The 24,602-nt window shown below is 57.7% G+C and carries 19 protein-coding genes; 3 read left to right on the top strand and 16 right to left on the bottom strand.

The genetic code is table 11. The features are described 5' to 3' along the window. The 4 genes from LRK71_RS06430 to rpsL form a co-directional block, all read right to left on the bottom strand. Positions 1-123 (bottom strand): GTP-binding protein (locus LRK71_RS06430; RefSeq protein WP_232401989.1); only part of this gene is annotated, 123 nt, incomplete at its 3' end. 63 nt (positions 124-186) lie between these two features. Continuing rightward, positions 187-2,304 carry an elongation factor G gene (gene fusA / locus LRK71_RS06425; RefSeq protein WP_232401952.1) on the bottom strand — a complete coding sequence of 706 codons (2,118 nt, stop codon included), beginning with the start codon at positions 2,302-2,304 and terminating at the stop codon, positions 187-189. Between the two features lie 21 nt (positions 2,305-2,325). Then, positions 2,326-2,796, bottom strand: coding sequence for a 30S ribosomal protein S7 (rpsG, locus tag LRK71_RS06420; protein ID WP_232401950.1), 471 nt, complete (start codon positions 2,794-2,796; stop codon positions 2,326-2,328). A 15-nt stretch (positions 2,797-2,811) separates the two neighbouring features. Next, complete coding sequence (rpsL, locus tag LRK71_RS06415; protein ID WP_005621086.1) at positions 2,812-3,183, bottom strand: 30S ribosomal protein S12; 372 nt, start codon at positions 3,181-3,183, stop codon at positions 2,812-2,814. Between the two features lie 472 nt (positions 3,184-3,655). Between rpsL and LRK71_RS06410 the strand changes: the two genes are divergently transcribed. Then, complete coding sequence (locus LRK71_RS06410; RefSeq protein WP_232401948.1) at positions 3,656-4,471, top strand: putative rhamnosyl transferase; 816 nt, start codon at positions 3,656-3,658, stop codon at positions 4,469-4,471. Here LRK71_RS06410 and LRK71_RS06405 read toward each other — a convergent pair. The 8 genes from LRK71_RS06405 to rplK form a co-directional block, all read right to left on the bottom strand. Further along, positions 4,468-5,361: a DMT family transporter gene (locus LRK71_RS06405; protein ID WP_269751644.1), complete on the bottom strand. Its 894-nt coding sequence runs from the start codon at positions 5,359-5,361 to the stop codon at positions 4,468-4,470. The genes LRK71_RS06410 and LRK71_RS06405 overlap by 4 nt on opposite strands. Beyond that, positions 5,362-6,168 (bottom strand): glycosyltransferase, encoded by an 807-nt coding sequence (locus LRK71_RS06400; RefSeq protein ID WP_232401944.1) that lies wholly within the window; start codon positions 6,166-6,168, stop codon positions 5,362-5,364. 161 nt (positions 6,169-6,329) lie between these two features. Beyond that, a complete protein-coding gene (gene rpoC / locus LRK71_RS06395) occupies positions 6,330-10,571 on the bottom strand; it encodes a DNA-directed RNA polymerase subunit beta' (RefSeq protein WP_232401943.1) in 4,242 nt (1,413 codons plus the stop codon). A gap of 55 nt (positions 10,572-10,626) precedes the next feature. Beyond that, the gene (rpoB, locus tag LRK71_RS06390) at positions 10,627-14,763 is read right to left on the bottom strand and encodes a DNA-directed RNA polymerase subunit beta (RefSeq protein ID WP_232401942.1); all 4,137 of its coding nucleotides are present in this window, start codon (positions 14,761-14,763) and stop codon (positions 10,627-10,629) included. A gap of 263 nt (positions 14,764-15,026) precedes the next feature. Further along, positions 15,027-15,398: a 50S ribosomal protein L7/L12 gene (gene rplL, locus LRK71_RS06385; protein ID WP_232401941.1), complete on the bottom strand. Its 372-nt coding sequence runs from the start codon at positions 15,396-15,398 to the stop codon at positions 15,027-15,029. Positions 15,399-15,478: 80 nt separating this feature from the next. Further along, positions 15,479-15,997, bottom strand: coding sequence for a 50S ribosomal protein L10 (rplJ, locus tag LRK71_RS06380; RefSeq protein WP_232401940.1), 519 nt, complete (start codon positions 15,995-15,997; stop codon positions 15,479-15,481). Positions 15,998-16,454: 457 nt separating this feature from the next. Further along, the gene (gene rplA / locus LRK71_RS06375) at positions 16,455-17,153 is read right to left on the bottom strand and encodes a 50S ribosomal protein L1 (RefSeq protein ID WP_232401939.1); all 699 of its coding nucleotides are present in this window, start codon (positions 17,151-17,153) and stop codon (positions 16,455-16,457) included. A 1-nt stretch (position 17,154) separates the two neighbouring features. Next, positions 17,155-17,580, bottom strand: coding sequence for a 50S ribosomal protein L11 (gene rplK / locus LRK71_RS06370; protein ID WP_232401938.1), 426 nt, complete (start codon positions 17,578-17,580; stop codon positions 17,155-17,157). A 455-nt stretch (positions 17,581-18,035) separates the two neighbouring features. Between rplK and LRK71_RS06365 the strand changes: the two genes are divergently transcribed. Continuing rightward, entirely contained in the window at positions 18,036-18,842 is an 807-nt protein-coding gene (locus tag LRK71_RS06365) for a hypothetical protein (RefSeq protein ID WP_232401937.1), read from the top strand. Between the two features lie 208 nt (positions 18,843-19,050). On the opposite strand, the gene nusG is transcribed toward LRK71_RS06365, so the two are convergent. The 4 genes from nusG to LRK71_RS06345 form a co-directional block, all read right to left on the bottom strand. Further along, on the bottom strand, positions 19,051-19,584 hold the full coding sequence (gene nusG, locus LRK71_RS06360; protein ID WP_232401936.1) for a transcription termination/antitermination protein NusG: 534 nt from the start codon (positions 19,582-19,584) through the stop codon (positions 19,051-19,053). Between the two features lie 296 nt (positions 19,585-19,880). Next, complete coding sequence (gene secE / locus LRK71_RS06355) at positions 19,881-20,078, bottom strand: preprotein translocase subunit SecE (protein WP_232401935.1); 198 nt, start codon at positions 20,076-20,078, stop codon at positions 19,881-19,883. 97 nt (positions 20,079-20,175) lie between these two features. Next, the gene (locus LRK71_RS06350) at positions 20,176-20,967 is read right to left on the bottom strand and encodes a hypothetical protein (RefSeq protein ID WP_232401933.1); all 792 of its coding nucleotides are present in this window, start codon (positions 20,965-20,967) and stop codon (positions 20,176-20,178) included. Then, the gene (locus LRK71_RS06345; protein WP_232401930.1) at positions 20,954-22,030 is read right to left on the bottom strand and encodes a GSCFA domain-containing protein; all 1,077 of its coding nucleotides are present in this window, start codon (positions 22,028-22,030) and stop codon (positions 20,954-20,956) included. The genes LRK71_RS06350 and LRK71_RS06345 overlap by 14 nt, the downstream gene beginning before the upstream one ends. Positions 22,031-22,316: 286 nt before the next feature. On the opposite strand from LRK71_RS06345, the gene LRK71_RS06340 reads away from it, so the two are divergent. Then, positions 22,317-24,551 (top strand): O-linked N-acetylglucosamine transferase, SPINDLY family protein, encoded by a 2,235-nt coding sequence (locus tag LRK71_RS06340; protein ID WP_232401928.1) that lies wholly within the window; start codon positions 22,317-22,319, stop codon positions 24,549-24,551. The last annotated feature ends 51 nt before the right edge of the window (positions 24,552-24,602 follow it).

The raw sequence follows: 24,602 nt of genomic DNA, 5'->3' as shown, positions 1-24,602 counted from the left end.
GGCTTTGAAGTCACCAAAATATTTGGTGATCGCTGCGGTCAGAGTGGTTTTACCGTGGTCAACGTGGCCGATGGTGCCGATGTTGACGTGCGGCTTATTACGTTCAAACTTTTCCTTAGCCATGATGGCCTCCTTTTGAGATTGAGGAAGGCCCGCGCAATTGGCGAACCTTCCAATATCTTTCGCTTACGCGAATTTAGCCTGAATTTCGTCCGAGATGTTCTGTGGCACGGGATCGTAGTGCGAGAACTGCATGGTGAACTGGGCGCGGCCCGAGCTCATCGAACGCAGGGTGTTGATGTAGCCGAACATGTTCGCCAGCGGCACGTTTGCTTCGATCGCAATCGCATTGCCACGGGGTTCCTGGCCCGACACCTGACCACGACGGGAGGTCAGATCACCAATGATACCACCAGTGTATTCTTCAGGCGTGATCACTTCCACTTTCATGATTGGCTCAAGCAGCTTGGCGCCAGCAAGACGCATGCCTTCACGCATACACATCCGTGCGGCGATTTCAAAGGCCAGAACGCTGGAGTCCACATCGTGGAACTTACCGTCGATCAGAGCAACCTTGAAGTCGATCACAGGGAAGCCTGCAAGCGGGCCAGAATCCATCACCGAGTTGATGCCTTTTTCGACACCTGGGATGTATTCTTTTGGAACCGAGCCACCAACGATACGGGATTCGAAGGAATAACCTTCGCCTGGTTCGGTGGGGGAGATGATCATCTTCACTTCGCCGAACTGACCCGAACCACCAGACTGTTTCTTGTGGGTATAGGTATGTTCAACTTCGTGACCGATGGTCTCACGGTAGGCAACCTGAGGCGCACCAATGTTGGCTTCAACCTTGAATTCCCGCTTGAGACGGTCAACCAGGATGTCCAGGTGCAGTTCGCCCATGCCCTTCATGATGGTCTGACCGGACTCGATGTCGGTCTCCACGCGGAAGGATGGATCTTCAGCCGCCAAACGACCCAGACCCTGAGACATTTTCTCTTGGTCCGCTTTGGTCTTTGGCTCAACCGCGATCTCGATCACCGGATCGGGGAAGGTCATGGTTTCCAGAACCACCGGATCGCTGGCGGAACACAGTGTGTCACCAGTGGTGGTGTCTTTCAGACCTGCCAGCGCGATGATGTCGCCCGCGAATGCTTCCGTGATTTCCTCACGGTCATTCGAGTGCATCATCATCATCCGGCCAACACGCTCTTTACGACCTTTGGTCGAGTTCAGCAGTGTATCGCCCTTGTTCAACACACCGGAATAGATCCGGGTGAAGGTCAGGGAACCAACGAAGGGGTCGTTCATGATTTTGAACGCCAGGCCAGAGAACGCCATGGAATCATCCGCACGACGCGGGATATCACGGGTTTCTGTTTCGTCGCCGGGTTTGAAGCCCATGTAATCAACAACGTCCAGCGGGCTGGGCAGATAGTCGATCACAGCGTTGAGCAGCGGCTGAACGCCTTTGTTTTTGAAGGCAGACCCACCAAGAACAGGCACAAAGGCCATTTCCAGTGTCCCTTTGCGCAGCAGTTTGCGCAGGGTTGGAACGTCGGGCTCTTCGCCTTCCAGGTAGGCTTCCATGGCGTCGTCGTCCATTTCGACGGCGGCTTCGATCATTTTGCCACGCCATTCATCGGCCAGCTCTTTCAAGCTGTCGCGGATAGGGGCTTTGATCCAGGATGCACCAAGGTCTTCACCCTGCCACAGCCATTCTTCCATGGTGACCAGGTCAACCTGACCTTCCAGCTCTGTTTCGGCACCGATCGGGAAAGCAACGGGCACAGCACGTGCACCGGTGCGGTCTTCGACCATTGCAACACAGTTGAAGAAATCAGCGCCGATTTTGTCCATCTTGTTGACAAAAACCATACGCGGAACCTTGTAGCGGTCAGCCTGACGCCACACGGTTTCGGTCTGGGGTTCAACACCGGCATTGGCGTCCAGAACACAGACAGCACCATCAAGAACCGCCAGCGAACGCTCAACTTCAATGGTGAAGTCAACGTGGCCGGGGGTGTCGATGATGTTCAGACGGTGCTTGGGGGAGTCCGCGGTTGAGCCATCTTCGGTGCGTTCCCAGAATGTGGTGGTCGCCGCCGAAGTGATGGTGATGCCGCGTTCCTGCTCCTGCTCCATCCAGTCCATGGTGGCCGCACCGTCGTGCACCTCACCAATGTTGTGGGATTTGCCAGTATAAAACAGGATGCGCTCGGAACAGGTGGTTTTACCTGCATCGATATGCGCCATGATACCGAAGTTGCGGTAATGTTCGAGTGTATAGTCGCGTGCCATTGGTCTAATGTCCTTTGGAAATTACCAACGATAATGGCTGAAGGCTTTGTTGGCTTCGGCCATTTTGTGAGTGTCTTCGCGCTTTTTAACAGCAGTACCGCGCGACTGAACAGCATCCATCAGCTCGCCTGCGAGGCGCTCTTCCATGGTGTTTTCATTGCGCTTGCGGGCTGCAGTGATCAGCCAACGGATGGCCAATGCTTCACGACGCTCGGGGCGAACTTCGACGGGAACCTGGTAGGTTGCACCACCCACACGGCGGGAGCGAACTTCCACCGACGGTTTGATGTTTTCCAGCGCTTCGTGGAACACTTCCACGGGGGCGCGCTTGATTTTGACTTCAACGCGATCAAAAGCGTTGTAGACAATTTTCTCTGCAACCGACTTCTTACCGTCGATCATCAGATTGTTCATGAACTTGGTCAGAACACGGTCACCAAACTTGGCGTCTGGCAGTACTTCGCGTTTTTCAGCGGCGTGACGACGTGACATATCAGCCTCTCCTTCTTATTTAGGACGCTTCGCGCCGTACTTCGAACGACGTTGTTTACGGTCTTTGACGCCTTGGGTATCCAACACACCACGCAGGATGTGGTAACGGACACCCGGAAGGTCTTTTACACGACCGCCGCGGATCAGAACCACGGAGTGTTCCTGAAGGTTGTGGCTTTCCCCTGGGATATAGGAGATCACTTCGAAACCGTTGGTCAGGCGAACCTTCGCAACTTTCCGCATCGCGGAGTTCGGCTTCTTAGGTGTGGTGGTATAAACACGTGTGCACACGCCGCGTTTCTGTGGGCACTGCTCCAGGTGCATGGACTTGGAGCGCTTTACTTTTGGCTGCCGCGGTTTGCGGATCAGCTGTTGGATCGTTGGCATTCCGGTTTGTTCCCCGTTTCGCAACTTTGGTCATGTACGCTAAAAAAGCATACGGCTAGGTCTTCATACGCAGGCGCGTCCGCAAGCGTAAAAACCGCAATCGCTTCCATTCCGAGGTAAGCGACGCGGCGGTTTAACAGAGGGTTCGGGTGATAAAAGTTCCCGGACCTTGGTCTACAACAGTATTGATATCGGCTTTAGGGGCGACCCCCAAATTGCCGGATAAGCGCGCGTATATGGGGAGTCGCAGCGCTTGTCAACTCTGCCCCCGCCCGCGCGCGGCTGGTCTTTGCCGTTTTACCCATAGCTAGCAATTGAGGGCCGAAGCTGGCGCATTTCACCCGACCTGCGCCCTGGCCCGCAAATTGTTTTCAACCCAAGACCAATGCTTGCGCCAGCGGGGCCGACATGGCTAACGTGGCGACAGACTTATCCCACCCGATTTCTATTACTGAATTTTCAGGACGTCACCATGCAGGTTATTGGCCTTTGTCGTTTTTCCTATCCCGCCATTGGGGGCTTTCAGGTTGAACACGACAGTATCGAAGATCGCATTGCCTTTCTCTACGCCGAGGCGCGACTGGAAGAGCGCTTTCAACTGTTGGAGACCATCGCCCTGCCCTGTTTGCGAGAACAGACCGATCAGGATTTCGAACTGATCGTGGTGATTGGCGACAGCCTTCCGACCCGCCATGCCGACCGGCTGCGCGATCTTTGCGCCGATATTTCCCAGATCACCATTCATGTGGAACCCCCACGCAAACAACGCGAGGTGATGAAAGAAATCCTCAACGCGGCGCGGCGCGACCCCAAGGCCCCCTGCCTGCAGTTTCGCCATGATGACGATGATGCCATCTCCGTCGATTTTGTCGAACGGCTGCGCGAAACCATCACCGACTGCCCCGGCCTGGTGGCCAAACACCGGACACTGGCGGTTGATTTCAACCGCGGTTATATCGCCGAACTTGGCGCAAAAGGCATCGCCGCCACCGAAATTCATCGCCCCTATTATGTCGCCGCGCTTGGCATGTATGTGAAGGGCAACTGCCCGCTGACCATCATGAACTATGCCCATCACAAGATCCTGCGCTTCATGCCAACCGTCACCATCAGCGATGAGCCGATGTTCGTTCGCAGCCATAACGGCTATAACGACTCTCGCCAGAAGAAGGTAAAGCCGATCCCGGTAACACCGATTGATGCGGCGCTTGAGGCCGAGTTCGAGATCCGCTTTGCCCTGCGCCAATCGCAGGTGCGGGCGGTTTTTGGCAACGGCAATCAGCCCTAGCCGCGGCGCCCTTGGGTGGCCTGTCGGCGCGCAAGCCGATGTTCGCGGTACAGGGTGAACAGCCCTGCCCCCACCACCAGCGCCGCCCCCAGCAGCGTCAGCGGAGCAGGCCAATCGCCAAACACCAGCCAGCCCAGAATCAAGGCCCAGAGCAACCCAGTATAGCGAAACGGCGAGACCACGGCGACATCGCCCACCCGCATGGTCATCACCGAGCACAGGTAGCCAAGCAGAATAAAACAGGCCGCCGCTGCCAGCATGCCCAGCTGCACCGGTGCAACTGGCATCCAATCCTGCCAGAAACTATAGACACAGCCAAAGGTCAGCACCGAGAGCGAGGCCATCAGGGTCACCGTCAACGAGGGGACATTCGCCGACATCCGCCGGGTCGACAGGTCCCGCAGGGTAACGCAGGCCACCGCCCCCAAGGCATAGATCGAAGCCGCATCAAAGCCCTCCGGTCCGGGCCGCACAATCAGCAACATGCCGCAGAACCCAGCCAGAATCGCCAGCATCCGGCGCCAGCCGACCGTTTCCTGAAACAGGAGCGCTGCGCCAAGGGTCACGGTCAGCGGCAGCATCTGCAACACTGCGGTGATATTGGCCAGTGGCATCAGCATCAGCGCGGTCAAAAACAGGAAGGTCGCTCCCGCCTCTGACAGGCACCGCAGGGCGACCAGCCCCCAGTCCCGACGACTGAGGCGCAGGCGTAGACTGTCATAGTATCGGGCCAGGGCAAAGATCAGCGCGCTGGCCATAAGGCCGCGCAAAACCAGGATCTGCGACAGGGGGAGCCCACTGCCCACCGATTTGACCAGGGCATCATTGACGGTAAAGCCCGCCATGGCGCCCATCATCAAGAAGGCGCCCCTTTGATTTGAGGATAGCATCTAAATCGCCTCCAGATCTGCAAGGCAGAGGCCGAAATGGCGCTGCAGGCTGGCGTCCATCTCTGCCTGCTCCATCCGGTGGGTGATCCCGGTCTGGGCAGGTTCCGATTTGTTGTCGCCATGAATGGTCCGAATATAGGCCGGCACCTGCATGTCCGAATACAGGTTATGGTGCCGGGCCAGTTTACGGTGATTGTACCTATAGGGATTGGTGCTGCTGCCCTTTGGCGCCACCAGTGCAGTCCCTGCGGACAGCGGCGCCTGTTCAATAGCGTCAAAAATCTGCGGGCCCTGGGGCGTGGCACGCAGGTAAAACCCCCGATTATGGGCGATCACAAAACCCGTTTCAGGCGGTTGCAGTGGCAGCAGGCCGGTGGCCAATGCACGGGTTCGGCAGACAAAATCCAGATCCACCGCATCATCATCATCCAGCCGGAACAGGATGCGATGGCTGGCATCATTCTGCGGCACCGAGTCATAGCCCTGACGCAGCAAGCGATAATGGTTGCGGGTTCCGACCAGGCGCAGGTGTATATTGTCATGTGGTTCCAGCAACGCACTTAACCGGTTCAGATAGATCTCGGGCATGGCGGCAGCAGTCAGCACCACCAGATCAAAATCACCATCGCTTTGGCGCAGCAACGACGGCAGGCAGAGGCTTTCGAAAATGCTGAAACGCAGCGCCATCCGCTCGGGCGCGAAAAGATGGGCGGCTGTCTCGTCCAGCGTGGCAAAGCGTTCAGAATAATAGGTTGGTGTCAGCACCGAAAAGCGCACCAGCCCCACCATTTTCATTCTCTGCGTCATTCCCGCCCCGCCTGCATCTTCTTATCCTCTATCGCCGATCCGGGCGCAAAATGGCAGGTAAAAAATCAACGCACCAACAACTGACCTGACCGCCGCGCAAAAGAAAACCCCCGCACCAAGGGTGCGGGGGTTTTCCATTCATTTTTCCTATCGCGTGGCGATCAATCGCGGCTTTCCGGTGTATCCACCAGATTGTCGAATGTATCGCTTGCCAGAGTGTCCTCTGCCACCGGAGCAGCCAGAGCTGCAGCGGCTTCGGCCTCTTCGCGGCGCGCTTCCAGCACGACATTGTCGCGACCCTGGGCAATTTGACGTACCCGCTGGGTGGCGCCCCCGGTCCCAGCTGGGATCAGACGGCCAACAATGACGTTCTCTTTCAGACCAACCAATTTGTCCCTCTTGCCCTGCACCGAAGCTTCGGTCAGCACGCGGGTGGTCTCCTGGAAGGAGGCCGCCGAGATAAAGGAACGGGTCTGCAGCGATGCCTTGGTGATCCCAAGCAGGATCGGGCCGCCCTTGGCAGGACGTTTGTTGCGCGACAGCGCTTTTTCATTGGCCGCTTCGAACTCTTGCTTGTCCACATGTTCGCCTTTGAGCAGCGTGGTTTCACCCGAATCCGAGATCTCCCACTTCTGCAGCATCTGGCGCACGATGACTTCGATGTGCTTATCGTTGATCTTCACACCCTGCAGGCGATACACGTCCTGCACTTCGTCGATCATGTAGTTAGCCAGAGCCTCGACACCCATGATGCCAAGGATATCGTGCGGTGCCGGGTTACCATCCATGATGTAGTCACCCTTCTGGACGAAGTCACCTTCCTGAACAGGAATGTGCTTGCCCTTGGGCACCATGTATTCGACGGCATCCTTGCTCTCATCCGCTGGATCAATAGCGATGCGGCGCTTGTTCTTGTAGTCGCGGCCAAAGCGGACGTAACCATCAAGTTCAGCAATGATCGCGTGATCTTTGGGACGACGGGCTTCGAACAGTTCCGCAACCCGTGGCAGACCACCGGTAATGTCCTTGGTCTTGGCACCTTCACGCGGGATACGCGCAACAACGTCACCAGCCTGCACCGGGTCGCCATCCTCGATCGAGAGGACCGCATCCACGGACATTGGGTAGGTCACGGGGTTGCCGTTATCCAGACGCAGAGGCTCACCATCGGTGCCAACCAGAATGATTTCAGGCTTAAGTTCGCTGCCTTTGGGGGCGGCGCGCCAGTCAATCACAATCTTCTGGGTCATGCCGGTGGCTTCATCGGTTTCATCACGCACAGCGATGCCCGACACCAGATCGACATATTTGGCAGTACCGGTCTTTTCGGCGATGATTGGCAGGGTATAGGGATCCCATTCAAACAGTTTATCGCCGCGGGCAATGGCCTGACCTGCAGAAACGATCAGCTTGGAACCATAGCTCAGCTTGTGGCTGGCCCGCTCTTCGCCGTGCTCGTCCTGGATGATCATCTTCATGTTCCGGCCCACGATCAGAACATCCCCATCGGAGTTCTTCAGCGTGTTCTCGTTTTCAAAGACGATCGTGCCTGCGTGGCTGGCTTCCTGGAAGGACTGCTGGCCACCCTGAGCAACGCCGCCGATGTGGAAGGTCCGCATCGTCAGCTGGGTGCCGGGTTCACCAATCGACTGCGCGGCAATAATGCCGACAGCTTCACCGGTGTTGACCATGGTGCCGCGCGCCAGGTCACGACCATAGCACATGGCGCAGACGCCTTCGTCGGCCTCACAGGTCAGTGGCGAACGGATCCGCATGGTTGCCACGCCGGCCTCTTCGATGATGTCGGACAGACGTTCATCAATCAGCTGGCCAGAGGCCGCCAGGATCTCATCGGTGCCGGGACGCTTGACGTCTTCGGCAGTGACACGACCCAGGATGCGTTCGCCAAGGCTGGCAACCACTTCACCGTCATTGACCGCGGCAGAGGCCGTGATCGAATTTTCGGTGCCGCAGTCGCGATCGCGCACGATGCAATCCTGTGCAACATCAACCAGACGACGGGTCAAATACCCCGAGTTCGCCGTTTTCAGAGCCGTATCCGACAGACCTTTACGGGCACCGTGGGTAGAGTTGAAGTACTCCAGAACCGACAGGCCTTCTTTAAAGTTCGAGATGATCGGCGTCTCGATGATGTCGCCGTTAGGCTTGGCCATCAGACCACGCATGCCGCCCAGCTGTTTCATCTGCGTCACAGACCCACGGGCACCGGAGTGCGCCATCATATAGACCGAGTTCGGTTCCGCTTCAGAGCCATCTTCGTTGCGCTTAGAGGTCGAAATCGTGGTCATCATGGCGTCGGTGACACGATCGTTACACTTCGACCAGGCATCAACAACTTTGTTGTACTTTTCACCCTGAGTGATCAGGCCGTCCATGTACTGTTGTTCAAAGTCTTTCACCAGGTCACGGGTTTCGTTGACGATGGGCCATTTGGTTTCAGGAACAACCATGTCGTCCTTGCCAAACGAAATGCCTGCCTTGAAGGCCTCGCGGAAGCCCATGGTCATGATCTGGTCACAGAAGATGACCGACTCTTTCTGACCGCAATAGCGGTAGACGGTGTCGATGACCTGCTGCACCTCTTTCTTCCGCAGAAGGCGGTTCACCAGAGCAAACGGTGCCTTGGCATTCTTTGGCAGCAGTGCGCCCAGCAGAACCCGACCCGGCGTGGTTTCAAAGCGCTGAAGCACCTCGTTGCCTTCGTCGTCGATCTGGGGGACCCGCGAGGTCACACGGCTGTGCAGATGAACTTCACCAGCGTCCAGCGCGTGCTGCACTTCTTCGATGGTGCCAAAGACCTTGCCCTCACCAATCATGCCTTCGCGGTCCAGGGTCACATAGTAGAGCCCCAAGATCATATCCTGCGAAGGAACGATGATTGGCGCGCCGTTTGCAGGCGACAGAACGTTGTTGGTCGACATCATCAGAACACGTGCTTCCAGCTGGGCCTCAAGGCTCAGGGGCACGTGAACAGCCATCTGGTCACCGTCAAAGTCCGCGTTGAACGCCGAGCAGACCAGCGGGTGCAGCTGGATAGCCTTACCTTCGATCAGCGTGGGTTCAAAGGCCTGGATACCAAGACGGTGCAGCGTTGGTGCACGGTTCAGCATCACGGGGTGTTCGCGAATGACTTCGTCGAGAATATCCCAAACTTCGGGACGTTCCTTTTCCACCAGCTTCTTCGCCTGCTTCACGGTCGAGGACAGACCTTTGGCCTCCAGACGCGAATAGATGAAGGGCTTGAACAGTTCGAGCGCCATCTTCTTGGGCAGGCCACATTGATGCAGCTTGAGTTCCGGACCCGTCACAATGACCGAACGACCAGAGAAGTCGACACGTTTCCCCAAAAGGTTCTGACGGAAGCGACCCTGCTTACCCTTCAGCATATCTGAAAGCGATTTCAGCGGACGCTTGTTGGCACCAGTGATAACGCGACCACGGCGACCGTTGTCGAACAGCGCGTCCACAGATTCCTGCAGCATCCGCTTTTCATTCCGGACGATGATGTCTGGCGCGCGCAGCTCGATCAGGCGCTTCAGACGGTTGTTCCGGTTGATCACCCGACGATACAAATCGTTCAGGTCAGAGGTCGCAAAACGGCCCCCATCCAGCGGCACCAGTGGGCGCAGCTCTGGCGGGATAACCGGGATCACGGTCATGATCATCCACTCTGGACGGTTGCCGGATTCCAGGAAGGATTCCACAACTTTCAGACGCTTGATGATTTTCTTGGGCTTCAGCTCGCCGGTGGCTTCGGCCAGTTCGGCGCGCAGGTGCTCGGCTTCGGAATCCAGATCAATGGCCGCCAGCATTTCGCGGATGGCTTCGGCGCCGATATTGGCGGTGAAAGCATCCATGCCATAGGCATCCTGGGCGTCCATGAACTCTTCTTCGGTCATCATCTGGCCATAGGTCAGATCGGTCAGACCGGGCTCGATGACAACATAGTTTTCAAAGTACAGAACCCGCTCCAGATCGCGCAGGGTCATGTCCAGCATGAGACCGATGCGCGATGGCAGCGATTTCAGGAACCAGATATGCGCAACAGGCGCGGCCAGTTCGATGTGGCCCATACGCTCGCGGCGCACTTTTTGCAGGGTAACTTCAACACCACATTTCTCGCAGACAACGCCGCGATACTTCATGCGCTTATATTTACCACAGAGGCATTCGTAGTCTTTGATCGGACCAAAGATACGGGCACAGAACAGGCCGTCCCGCTCGGGCTTGAAGGTCCGGTAGTTGATGGTTTCTGGCTTTTTGATTTCGCCATAAGACCAAGACAGGATCCGTTCCGGCGACGCCAGGGACACTTTGATTTCATCAAAGACCTTGGTGGGCGTCAGCGGGTTGAACGGGTTGTTGGTGATTTCCTGGTTCATTTGTGTTTCCTCAAATTTGTGCGGAAGGGGGGAGTGGAGATAAAGGCTGGTGCCCTTACTCCTCCTCCTCCGCATCCAGGAGTTCCATGTTCAGGCCGAGGCCCCGGACTTCTTTGACCAGAACGTTGAAGCTTTCGGGTACGCCCGCTTCAAAGTTGTCCTCGCCCTTGACGATCGATTCATAGACCTTGGTCCGACCGGCAACATCATCCGATTTGACAGTAAGCATTTCCTGCAGGGTATAGGCAGCGCCATAGGCTTCCAGCGCCCAGACTTCCATTTCCCCGAAACGCTGACCACCAAACTGCGCCTTACCACCCAATGGCTGCTGGGTAACCAGCGAGTATGGGCCGGTGGAACGCGCGTGGATCTTGTCGTCAACCAGGTGATGCAGTTTCAGCAGATACTTGATGCCGACGGTCACAGGGCGGGCAAACTGCTCGCCTGTACGACCATCAAACAGGATCGACTGACCAGAGGTGTCAAACCCAGCCCGGATGAGCGAGTCATTCACATCGGCTTCTTTGGCACCGTCAAAAACAGGTGTCGCAATCGGCACACCATTGACCACGTTGCCAGCCGCCTCGACCAGGTCGAACTCGGACATATCCGCGATGCCTTCGGCGTAGACGTCTTCGCCATAGGCATGCTTCATTACATCGCGCACAGGCGTCAGATCACCAGAGCGGCGATAGTCCTGCAGGGCCTCGTCCACCTGGAGCCCCAGACCGCGTGCGGCCCAGCCCATGTGGGTTTCAAGGATCTGACCAACGTTCATCCGCGAGGGAACGCCCAGTGGGTTCAGACAGAAATCAACCGGGGTACCGTCCTGAAGGAAAGGCATATCCTCCATTGGGACCACTTTCGAGATCACACCTTTGTTGCCGTGACGACCCGCCATTTTATCGCCGGGCTGCAGCTTACGCTTCACCGCGATAAAGACTTTGACCATCTTCATCACACCGGGCGGCAGATCGTCGCCACGACGGACTTTTTCGACCTTGTCTTCAAAACGGGCATCCAGAGCGCGTTTCTGCGCCTCGTACTGCTCGTTCAGGGCCTCGACCACCTTGGCGTCCTGCTCCTCTTCGAGAGCAACCATCCACCACTGGCCACGGCTGAGCTGCGACAGGGTATCTTCGTCGACTGTGGCACCAGAGCGCACGCCCTTGGGGCCTTTGACAGCGGTTTTACCCAGCAGCATGCTGCGCAGGCGGGCATAGATGTTACGGTCCAGAATGGCCAGCTCATCGTCGCGGTCACGCGCCAGGCGTTCAACTTCTTCCCGCTCGATCTGCAGCGCACGTTCGTCTTTTTCGACACCGTGACGGTTGAAGACGCGAACTTCGACGATTGTGCCGTAGTCACCAGGCTTCACCCGCAGCGAGGTATCGCGAACATCCGAAGCTTTTTCACCAAAGATGGCGCGCAGCAGTTTTTCTTCTGGCGTCATTGGGCTTTCGCCCTTTGGTGTGATCTTGCCGACCAGGATATCACCGGGTTCAACATCGGCGCCGATGTAAACGATGCCTGCCTCGTCGAGGTTGCGCAGCGCTTCTTCACCAACGTTTGGAATGTCGCGGGTAATTTCCTCTGGGCCCAGTTTGGTATCACGGGCGGCGACTTCGAATTCCTCGATGTGGATCGAGGTAAAGACGTCATCACGGGCGATACGTTCCGAGATCAGGATCGAGTCTTCGTAGTTGTAGCCATTCCAGGGCATGAAGGCCACGACGACGTTTTTACCCAGCGCCAGTTCACCGATATCGGTGCTTGGGCCATCGGCAATCACTTCGCCTTTGCGGACTTCCTGACCAACACGCACCAGCGGACGCTGGTTGATGCAGGTGTTCTGGTTCGAGCGCTGGAACTTGCGCATCCGGTAGATGTCTACCCCTGCATCGCCCAGTTCCAGATCAGAGGTGGCACGGATCACGATACGCTGCGCATCGATCTGGTCGATGATACCGCCGCGTTTCGCCATGATCGCAGCCCCGGAATCTCGCGCCACAACCTCTTCGATGCCGGTGCCGACCAGCGGCGCCTCGGCGCGCAGAAGCGGAACCGCCTGACGTTGCATGTTCGATCCCATCAGGGCCCGGTTCGCATCGTCATTTTCCAGGAACGGAATCAGCGAGGCCGCAACCGAGACCAGCTGCTTTGGCGAAACGTCGATCAGATCAACGCTTTCGCTGGGCGCCAGCGTGTAGTCGCCAGATTGACGGGTCGACACCAGATCATTGGTGAACCTGCCGTTTTCATCCAGAGAGGCGTTGGCCTGGGCCACAGTGTGGCGCATTTCTTCGGTCGCCGACATATAGTGAACTTCGTCAGTCACCTGACCTTCGGTCACAACACGATATGGCGTCTCGATGAAACCATACTTGTTGACACGTGCAAAGGTCGCCAGCGAGTTGATCAGACCAATGTTCGGGCCTTCCGGCGTTTCAATCGGGCACATCCGGCCATAGTGGGTCGGGTGAACATCTCGTACTTCGAAACCGGCACGTTCGCGGGTCAGACCGCCAGGCCCAAGCGCCGAGAGACGGCGTTTGTGGGTGACTTCCGACAGCGGGTTGGTTTGGTCCATGAACTGCGACAGCTGCGAAGAGCCAAAGAATTCACGCACCGCAGCCGCAGCTGGTTTAGCGTTGATCAGATCCTGTGGCATCACAGTGTCGATCTCAACAGAGGACATCCGCTCTTTGATCGCACGCTCCATGCGCAGCAGACCAACGCGGTACTGGTTTTCCATCAGTTCGCCGACCGAGCGCACACGACGGTTCCCCAGGTGGTCAATATCGTCGATGCCACCACGGCCGTCACGCAGATCAACCAGGGCCTTGATGCAGGAAACGATGTCTTCCTTACGCAGGGTCCGCTGGGTGTCTTCGGCGTCCAGCGCCAGACGCATGTTCATTTTGACACGGCCAACAGCCGAGAGGTCATAGCGCTCGCTGTCAAAGAACAATGTGTCAAACAGCGAAGAGGCCGCTTCGACGGTGGGGGGCTCGCCTGGGCGCATCACACGGTAGATATCCATGAGCGCGGTGTCGCGACCCATGTTTTTATCCGCCGCCATGGTGTTGCGCATGTAGGGGCCGACATTGATGTTGTCGATGTCCAGTACCGGAATATCGGTGATACCGGCATCCATCAGTTCTTTGACGGTACCGCCAATGATCTCGCCACCCTTGTCGTATTCCATGGTCAGCTCATCGCCGGCCTCAACGTAGATCGCACCGTTTTCTTCGTTGATGATATCCTTGGCGACAAACTTGCCGATGATGTTCTCGAACGGCACCAGAAGATTGCTGATCGCGCCCTCGTCGATCATTTTCTTCACAGCGCGCGGAGTGACCTTTTTGCCGGCTTCGGCAAAGACTTCACCAGAGGCAGCATCAACCAGGTCAAAGGTTGGTCGGGTGCCGCGAACACGATCGGGGAAGAAGGGGGTCACCCAACCACGGCTGGTATCCAGCGAGTAGTTCACCGTGTCGTAATAGGCATCCATAATGGCTTCCTGGTCCAGACCCAGCGCATAAAGCAGGGTGGTCACAGGCAGCTTGCGGCGGCGGTCGATCCGGGCAAAGACGATGTCTTTGGCGTCGAATTCAAAGTCCAGCCAGGAGCCGCGATAGGGGATGATCCGGCAGGCAAACAGCAGTTTACCCGAAGAATGCGTCTTGCCCTTGTCGTGATCAAAGAACACGCCAGGAGAGCGGTGCATCTGCGAAACGATAACCCGCTCGGTCCCGTTGACAACAAAGGTGCCGTTGGGCGTCATCAAAGGCATATCGCCCATGAAGACGTCCTGCTCTTTGATGTCCTTGACCGACTTCGCGCCAGTGTCATCATCGATATCAAACACGATCAAGCGCAGCGTAACCTTCAGCGGAGCGCTGTAGGTCATGTCGCGCTGCATGCATTCTTCGACGTCGTATTTAGGCTTCTCGAAGGAATATTTCACGAACTCCAGAACGGAGGTTTCGTTGAAATCCTTGATCGGGAAAACCGACTGGAATACGCCCTTGATACCCTCACCGTCGAGCGGCTCTGGGGAATCTCCGGAACGGAGAAACAGGTCGTATGACGATTTTTGAACCTCAATGAGGTTCGGCATATCCAGCACTTCGCGGATTTTGCCATAATACTTGCGTAGACGTTTCTGGCCAAGGAACGTTTGAGCCATGTCAGATGTCACCTTTCGAGTTCTCACCGGTCAAGACTGCTGCCGGGCCACAGCATCTTGCCCATACGAGACAGCATGGTTGGATCTATTCATGGCCACCGTCCCGAATGGCGGCCTCCCGATCCGTTGAACCTCGCCTGAGGAAAGACCAAAGAATGGTCCTTGCTGAGACAGATTCGGCTGGACCCGAATTACTTCGGACCCAGCCTGAACTTTTCAAGGAATACACCAAAATGGTCCGGCGCATCCCCAGAAGAAATGGCTTAGGCCACTTCGACTTCGGCGCCGGCAGCTTCCAGCTTGCCTTTGACGTCGTCGGCTTCGTCTTGCGACACGCCTTCTTTGATCTTGCCGCCAGCTTCGACCAGCTCTTTGGCTTCTTTCAGGCCAAGACCGGTGATCGCGCGAACTTCTTTGATCACGTTGATTTTGGATGCGCCGGCGTTCTTCAGAACGACGTCGAATTCAGTTTTTTCTTCTGCAGCTTCACCGCCGGCGTCGCCAGCTGCCATGACTACTGCGCCGCCAGCGGCGGGCTCGATGCCATACTCGTCTTTGAGGATGGTTTTCAGTTCTTGTGCTTCCAGCAGGGTCAGACCCACGATGCTTTCTGCGAGTGCTTTCAGATCAGCCATTGTATCAGCTCTTTCCGTGTTCAGTATGTGTGTTCCAACGTGTGAGATAGTCCCCACGCCAGTCATTCAGTGCCAACCGCTTACGCAGCTTCCGCCTTCTCTTCGATGGTCGAAAGGATGCTTGCGATATTGCTTGCAGGTGCGCCAATGGCCCCAGCGATGTTGCTTGCAGGTGCGCCGATGCAGCTTGCGATCTGAGCAATAAGCTCGTCGCGCGAAGGCATTTTCGACACAGCTGTAACACCAGCCCGGTCCAGAGCGTTCTCACCCATTGCGCCGCCAAGAATTTCGAATTTCTTGTTCTCTTTGGCGAAATCTTCGGCCACTTTGGCAGCTGCCACAGGGTCCTCAGAATAGGTCAGAACGGTCATCCCCGTCAGCAGGTTAGACATGCTTTCACACGGCTTACCCTCAAGGGCGATTTTGGCGAGCCTGTTTTTGGCAACACGCACGGAACTACCAGCTGCACTTGCGCGCGCTCGTAGATCCTGCATCTCAGCAACTGTCAGACCGACGTAGTGGGAAACCACCACGACGCCAGAGCTTTCGAAGATCTGGCCGAGTTCCTCGACCAATTTCTCTTTCTGGGCTCTATCCACAGTTCTCTCCAAATTTGGGGTGTAAACACCCCGGCTCTTTGATGTGCCAGACAAAACTGCCTAGCGTTCAAGTCCGTTTTACCGGGATAGCCAACATCGCCCGAAGGTAAAAAAACCCTCGATCTTATTTGTCTCTCCCGTCTCAGGAGGGAAATTAAGACCCGATCGACAGGCCACCCACCATCTTGGACGAAATGAAATAAAGCGCACGACGAATCGCACGCTTTACCTCTTGGTCGTATTACTGCCAATTCGAGGGATTTCCAAGGGGATAATTCCACCTAGCGCGATCCAGCGGCAGGCAATCGCGCAGCCGAGGCGGAAAACCCGCCCCATTGGGACGATATCGCCGCAAACACGCCCGCAAACCAACACTACCGCCCGGGTCCGCGCCAAAGAAAATGGGCGGCACCCGTAAGCGCCGCCCATTCTATATCCGATCAAGAGGACTGCGGTCTCACTCAGAAACAGCGCCGTCCACATCCAGGGTCACGCTTGGGCCCATGGTCGAAGTCAGAACGATCTTCTTCATGTAGGCACCTTTGGCACCGCTTGGGCGTGCCTTGGCAACCGCATCGATAAAGGCAGAGACGTTTTCGGCCAGCTTGGCGGCATCAAAAGAGGCCTTGCCAACGCCAGCGTGCACAACGCCGCCTTTTTCCGCTTTGAACTGGACTTCGCCGCCCTTGGCCGCTTCAACAGCTGCCTTGACGTCCATGGTCACCGTGCCAACCTTGGGGTTTGGCATCAGGTTACGTGGGCCAAGGATCTTACCCAGACGACCAACGACGGGCATCATGTCAGGGGTGGCAATGCAACGATCAAAATCGATTTTGCCGCCCTGGATGGCTTCCATCAGGTCTTCTGCGCCGATCACATCTGCGCCAGCGGCCTTGGCTTCGTCAGCCTTGGGGCCACGGGCAAAGACTGCAACGCGCATGGATTTGCCGGTGCCGTTTGGCAGGCCAACAACGCCACGAACCATCTGATCCGCGTGACGGGTGTCAACGCCGAGGTTCAGGGCAATCTCGATGGTTTCGTCGAACTTCGAGGTTGCATTGGCCTTCACCAGAGCAACGGCATCAGCAACGGAGAGGTTGGCTTTGCCAGCGACTGCTTCGCGCGCGGCGCGTGTACGTTTTCCGAACTTTGCCATCTTACTTCACCTCGATGCCCATAGAGCGGGCGGAGCCCAGAATGATCTTCATCGCCGCTTCGATATCGTTGGCGTTCAGATCTTTCATCTTTGCTTCGGCGATTTCTTTCACCTGAGCAACTGACACTGTACCAACGGTTTCACGCGAAGGTGTCTTGGCACCGGACTTAACCTTGGCAGCCTTCTTCAGGTAATAAGACGCAGGTGGCGTCTTGATGTCCATGGTGAAGGACTTGTCCTGATAGTAGGTGATCACGGTTGGGCAAGGCGCACCTGGCTCCATGTCTGCGGTCTTGGCGTTGAACGCCTTGCAGAATTCCATGATGTTGATGCCGCGCTGACCCAGAGCGGGGCCAACTGGCGGGGAGGGGTTTGCCTGACCTGCAGCAACCTGCAGTTTCATCGAACCAACAAGCTTCTTAGCCATTTGGTTTTCCTTTCAACGAAGGATGGAACGCGTCCCATCCGGTTTGGTGTTGCGTGGTCCGACCGAAGATCGCGACCTCCGAATCTCCCACGAGAGAATCTCGCCCAAAGACGATAAGGGCGGCATCTACAGCGGAATGGTTCAGGTGGCAAGTGCAAGATCCCGGTTACACTGACCACCACGGACCAGCCCCGGCCCGTAGCAGGCTCTCAGCTGGCCGAAGCAACAAAATCCAAGCACAGACCGTCAAAACCGCCCCCGCTGCGCGCAAAATGCTTGATTGACGCTTCAAATGAACGGACACTCTGCCAGCAGAGATGACCACTTGGGCAATGCCAATTCATGGCGGCAGCAAGCCCCCAAGCCACAGCAACGGCGCGCTTGCGTGCCCCTCTCTGCCCCGCGCTGGCTCCCTCGACCGGAAATAAATTTTAAAAAAACAGGAGTACTCGCCAATGTCTTACCTCAAGTTGATTTGCCTCGGGCTTGCCGTCACCCTTTTCAACGGCGCTGCGACTGCCCAGTCCATGGTTGATGCAAAATACGGTTGGTCACTAATCCCGCTTGGTACCTATCTGAAACTTGGTGGTCTGCCCTATTCCACCAAGGGTGCCGAACTAATCCAGCTGCCCGGTGAAATTGGCGTCCTGCAAGGCCAGTCCGGACTCACTGGCCCAGTCACAAAGAACTACTTCAAACGCATCACCCTGCTGGAGGGTGTTGAAACCAATCAGGGCCGCGAATTTCAGATCGACAGAAAGATCCTGAACAAAATCAGCGGAAACGGCACTGCGAATGCAAAGACCATACCTGCCCTTGAAGGCACCCCCTCGGCAGAGGTAGAGGCCAACTATGACCTGACCGGGACGCGCTTTCAGAAATACACCGGCCTCTTCCTGCAGGTCGACAACTGGCTTGAGGTAGAGAAAAACCTTAGAGAAATGTCACCCTCCGCAGCCCAGAGATTTTCTGACGACAATGTGCGGATCGTCGAGGCAGTCTTGTATGCGACTGGCTTTGATGCGGGCAGCAACGTCACCGTCACAGCAGGTGCACAAGGCAAGCTGTCGGAGCTTGACAAAGTGTCCCTGACCGCTGCGGTTGACGGCGCACAAACTGAAACCCTGTCCCTGAACCTGACCGGCAAAAGCGCCATCGCCTATAGCTACCGCATGCTGTGCTGGAATGGAAAAACCTTCGACAAGACGACGCCTGACGACATCGGCTCTCGCCGCCCCTCCAGTTGTGGCAAGTACAAGTAGCGCGGCACAGACCCTGCCGCCCCCTTCCGACACACCCCCGGCGCGCGCCGGGGTCAGGACTGGGCAAGCCCTGTCAACAGCGCCTTAATCTGTTTCGCGGGCGAAACATTTGCGCCGCGCCGCAGATCACCGAGACGACAGCGAAAACGCAAAACGCCGCGAGGCCCTGGGCATCGCGGCGTTTTTGCATTCTGGATCAGGCTGGCAATCAGCTCTGCTTGGTGACCTGGGTAAAGTCCAGCTCGACCGGGGTTTCGCGGCCAAAGATCGACACGGAAACCTTCAGCTTCTGGGTGGCGTCATCAACGCCTTCGACCATGCCATCAAAGTCTTCAAACGGACCGTCGTTGACCTTGACCCGATCACCGATCTCAAAGGAAATCAGGGTGCGTGGGGCTTCGATGCCCTCTTCGACGCGGCCCAGGATGCCCTGAACTTCGGCGTCGCGCATCGGCATCGGACGACCCTGCGGCCCCAGAAAGCCGGTGACCCGGTTGATCGAGGAAATCAGGTGATAGCCCTGATCGGACATTTCCATGTGCACCAACACATAGCCTGGCATGAAGCGACGCTCGGTCGAGACCTTTTTGCCACGACGGACCTCGATCACCTCTTCGGTGGGGACCAGAACCTCGTCGATATCATCCTCAAGCCCCTGCTCGGCAACCGAGGTGCGAATCTGCTCTGCGATTTTCTTTTCGAAGTTCGAAAGAACGCTGACCGAATACCACCGTTTCGCCATGAACTTGACCGTCCTTAGATTTGCCGCGCGAAGTATTTTCAGCGCCGTCAGTGAATATGATTTCTGCCGTGATCCTGCGCCAGACGCCAACTGCGTCCTAACAAAAATCGGCGCGCAACTCGAATCGCCGCACGCCCACGTCAGAAGTTCCGGCTCAACTACCCGCCAATGGGTTCAAGATCAAGAGCCGGAGCAGGTTTTCCTGCAGGCATATACGCCTGCAATTGGCCGGGGGCCAGAGGGTTAGGGACTGGCAAGGCCCGCAACTGCGCGCGGCGGGTGCCCAAGACAGCCGTTTATCCAAATATGCCCAGCAGGCTTTGCAGACCAAAGCGGATCACAAGATCAACCATCGCAAAGAAGACAGCCGTCAGGGCAGCCATGATGAAGACCATAACAGTGGTCAGCAGAACTTCGCGGCGGGTAGGCCAGACGACCTTGCTCACCTCGGCGCGGACTTGCTGGATGAACTGAACGGGATTTATGGTGGCCATGTGCCTTGTGTCTCTCTGCTAGCAGGGTCTGGCGCATCTAACGCCAACCGCCCTTGATTTCAAGTCTCGATTTCGCCGCCGCAGCCGCGACACTCTTTCAGGATTGCACCAAAGGCAGCTGCGATAGCGCATGGTTCAGGATCAGCGCGCCATAGGCGCCATTCTTATGCACTCGGTCATCTTCTTCCGCGCCCAGGCTGGTCGCATAGGCCCGCCGGGTCAAGCCACCCTGTATGATCGTCTCTTCGGGTTGGCGCAGCAGATGCACCCCGTCTGCCGCCATGGCCTGCGCGATCTCGTCCCACAGCGCCGCGCGGGCCTCGGGTGTTGCCTCGGTATCAAGGGTCTCTGCCAGTTCCTCCTCGCTTAGCGTGCCCTCATTGAGAAAACCGGCCGGGGAAAAGAACACGGGCCGGACCTTGGCGAATTCGCGCGCGGCACGATAGCCCCGGCAGCTCTCTAGCCAGCGATCCAACATCAAGGCACGCACTGCCGCGCTCAGGTAGCCGGGGCTACCCGGCTGACTGCGCAGCAGCGGCACCAGGTAATCCGAGCTGCGCAAACGGCAACCGATAAAGAGAAACCCATCATAATCCTGCGGTGCCAGCGCGGCGCTGCGGGCCGGATTGATCTTGGCCAGACTGGCCTGGGCCGCTGCGGTGGTCGCCACCAGGCGCGCGTCTTGCAGGTGCAGGTCGCGAAACTGCGGCCCCGGCGCGCCCCAGTATTCCAGCACGACGCCATCCAGCGCCAACAGACCTTCATCCTGCGCATGTTTGATACAGGCGATATGACTGTCGCCAAAAACGCAAAATCGCAGGCTCGCCCGCGGGGCACTTTCGGATTGCTCCGCCCCCGCCCGCCCCTTCTTGGGCTTATCCAAAGGCATCCAGAAACTCCTCATCGCACTGCAGCGCCCGTGTGCTAGGGGCTACCGCCTTGCCCTGCCCCTGCCGCGCCCCCTTGCCCTGTCTTTGCAGCCAAGGGAAAGCAGCGTTTTGGCAGGCAAAGAAATTCTCCATTACGTGGTTGACCCCCTGCGGCACCACGCTGCGCTGGTTCGGGGCATAGAACATGCCGCGATAGGCGGGGTGGGTGATGATCTCGTAGGACGGAAAGTAATCCACCTGCGGAAGCTCTGCCGCCAGTTCCCCCGCCACCGCACGCAACACCGATTTGGAATGACTGGTCGCCGTCAGCACATGCTGCCCCGAGGCCGTGGCGGTCAGCGGCACGGGCGACACGGTCAGCAGCACCTTCAGCTTGGGGTTTGCCTGGCGCAGCATCTTGAGCGCGGCGCGCATATCGCGGTGAATGCCAACAAAGCTCTGGTTCACGAACTCATGCTGGTCCGGGTCGAATTCTCCGGCCAGGGTCCCCGGACACATGGCATATTCCAGTTCACTTTCCCGGTGCCGCCAACATTCGGTCAGCCCCATGGTGAAGACAAAGACATCCGCCTGGCTTACCGCCTCGCGCAGGGCCGCCAGCACGGCACCGCGCGAGGCGGTAAGCTCTGCCAGATCAGCAAAGCCATCTGGTTCGATCCCCGGGCGCAGGGGATCATAAAACCGCCCCGCCTTTTCCCAGTGTTCCGCCGGGAGCGGGGCCTCTTCCAGCGCATAGCTCAACCATTGGCGCAGCATACGCGCGGTGTAGATATTCCCGGTTCGGCAGGAGAAAATCCCATAGTTATAGTCGCGCGCCTGTGCCTCGCTCAGCAGTTTTGGCGCGGGTTCCGCATCCAGCCAACGATAGCCACGCGCCACCAGAGCCCGGCTGAAATGCTGCGCAAAACACGACCCCGCCGTTATCACCCGGTGCCGCCGCCCGATCGGGAACTTTGGCTGCCACAACTGGGAAATTTCCAGCGGGTTATGCGCCGCCACTGCGCGCTTCCAAAAGGCCCTTTCGGGCAGCCCCACATAGGGGTTGGGGGTTTGCTCGCTCATGTCGTCACGCCTACCGATAGATCTGTTCCGATTTGCGCCCAGCCTAGGCGCGACGCCTGCCAAAAACAATTGCTTTGCGCAGATCGGACAGGCGCCCAGCGCCCCGGCCCAGCCCCACATGCAGCCTGAGTGTTGCCGCCACACCACCGCAGAACGGCCGCCAAATCCCCACAGACAAGGGAAAGAAACCCAATTTTAATGCCCATGCCCTACCCCTAGAGACACGGCCTGAAAGTCATCAGAACGATGACTGGCCGCCATTTGCGTGACTGTGAGATAGGATTCCATGAACATCGCTAGATCCATGACCAAAGCCGAACAGCCGGAACGAGATCAAAAGCACCAAGACGCCGCAAAGATCTATGGTGACATCCTTGCCAAGTTCCCAAAGAACACCCGTGCGCGGGATGCTCTGACCGCCTTGAAAACAACGCCCCGGCAAGAGTTGCCCCTATCAGAAGAACAGCAAAATGCACTGCTTGCTGATTTTGCGGCAGAAAAATACGCTGCCGTTGCCAGTACCTGCGCTGCCTTGCTGAACAGCAACCGAAAATCGCATTTTCTGTGGAACATGCTGGGCAAATGCCACCTGAAAGCCCTGGATCTGGACGCAGCAGCAACCTGTCTCAACAAGGCCTGCGAACTTGCTCCCAGGGATGCGGCGACCTTTGCGGCCATGGCGGATGTCTGCCGCGCCCAGGGCCAGATCGACAATGCGCTGACACTGTATCGCAAGGCCCTGAACCTGGATGAAACCCTGATCGGCGGTCTTAACAACATGGCTGATACGCTGATTGGGCTGGGGCGGCTGAACGAGGCAACGCCACTGCTGGAAAAGGCCGCCAGCCTTGCCCCCGATGACCCGGACGTGCTGTCCAACTATAGCAATGTCCTGCTGAAAACCGGCCAGACGCAAAAGGCCAAGACCCTGCTGGAACGCGCCACGGAACTGGCCCCCCAGCTGGAGAATGCGCAGTATAAACTGGCCCAGCTTCAATCCATGGATGGTGACACGGAACAGGCGATCGAAGGCTTCAACGCCATGCTGGAAAAAACCCCTAGCGATGACCGTACCCGCGCCGAAAAACTGCATGCTCAGGCGCAGCTCTGTGATTGGAGTTGGGTGACGGAATACCAACGCCTGCGCCGCCAACTCGGCCTCTCGGGGCAGGCCTGCCCGCCCCTTGCCGCGCTGACCTTTGAAGACAACCCGGACCTGTTGCGCCTGCGCATCCAGGCCCATGCCAACGCAGCTCTGCCCTCGGTTCGTGCCGCCAGGCCGCTCTCGGCGGAACAGCTGGGACAGGACCGCCCCCAGCGCCTGCGCATCGGCTATTTTTCCCCGGACTACCACGACCACGCCACCATGCGCCTGATGGCCGGGCTGTTTGAAGCCCATGACAAAAGCCGCTTTGACATCATTGCCTATTCCTATGATGCCGCCCCCGCCGACGCCATGCGCAGCCGGGTCCGAAAGGCTGTCACCAGCTTCAAGGATATCAGCCGCCTGTCCGACGCAGAGACCACCCAGTTGGTGCAGCAGGACAAGCTGGATATCGCGGTGGATCTGAAGGGGTTTGCCCCAAACAGCCGCACCGCGCTATTTGCCGAACGGCTGGCCCCGCTGCAGATGTCTTATCTGGGCTTTCCCGGCACCCTGGGCAGCACCGCGATGGATTATCTCATCGCCGATTCTGTTACCTGCCCTCTCGGCAGCGAACGCTATTTCGAAGAACACCTGCTGCGCCTGCCCCATAGCTATCAGGCCAATGACAACAAGCGGGGCATTTCGGCACATCAATACACCCGCAAGGACTGCGGCCTGCCGGACAGGGGCTTTGTGTTCTGTTCCTTCAACAGCAGCGACAAGATCACCCCGGCCGAGTTTGACATCTGGATGCGCCTGCTCGATCAGGTGCCGGGCAGCGTGCTTTGGCTGCTGGATTGCGGCGACAGCGCCAAGGCCAATCTGCGCCGCGCCGCGCAAGACAGGGGCCAGGATACGAACCGGCTGATCTTTGCCCCCCATTTGCCGCAGGACAAGCACCTTGCACGGCTTCAGGCCGCCGATCTGTTCCTCGATACCTTTGTGGTCAATGGCCATGCCACAGCCAGCGATGCGCTTTGGGCCGGGCTACCGGTACTGACGCTGCCGGGGCGGCAATTTGCAGCCCGTGTCGGGGCCAGCCTGCTTCGCGCGATCGACATGCCGGAACTCATCGCCAGTTCCGCCGCCGACTACGAGAGCCGCGCCCGCGATCTGGCCTGCGATACCGATGCCCTTGCCGCCCTGCGCAGCAAGTTGCAGCGCAACCGCCGCACCACCGCCTTGTTTGACACCATCGGCTTTGCGGCGGGGATAGAGCAGGGTTTTGATATGGCCTATGACCGCCATCTGCAGGGGCAAGGCCCGGCGCATCTGACGGTCAGCAAGGTTGGCTCTGTACAGCCCGATGCGACGGATCCGGCCTTTCTGCCAACAGGGCAGGGCCTGGTGCACACCCAGCAGATACAAGGGTAACCCCAACAGACACATGGCCCGCGGGGAGACTCGCGCGCCAGCCCTATTGGC

The organism is Pseudophaeobacter flagellatus, from assembly GCF_021228235.1.
GTDB lineage: Bacteria > Pseudomonadota > Alphaproteobacteria > Rhodobacterales > Rhodobacteraceae > Pseudophaeobacter > Pseudophaeobacter flagellatus.
This window is presented reverse-complemented; position numbering and strand designations above follow the sequence as displayed.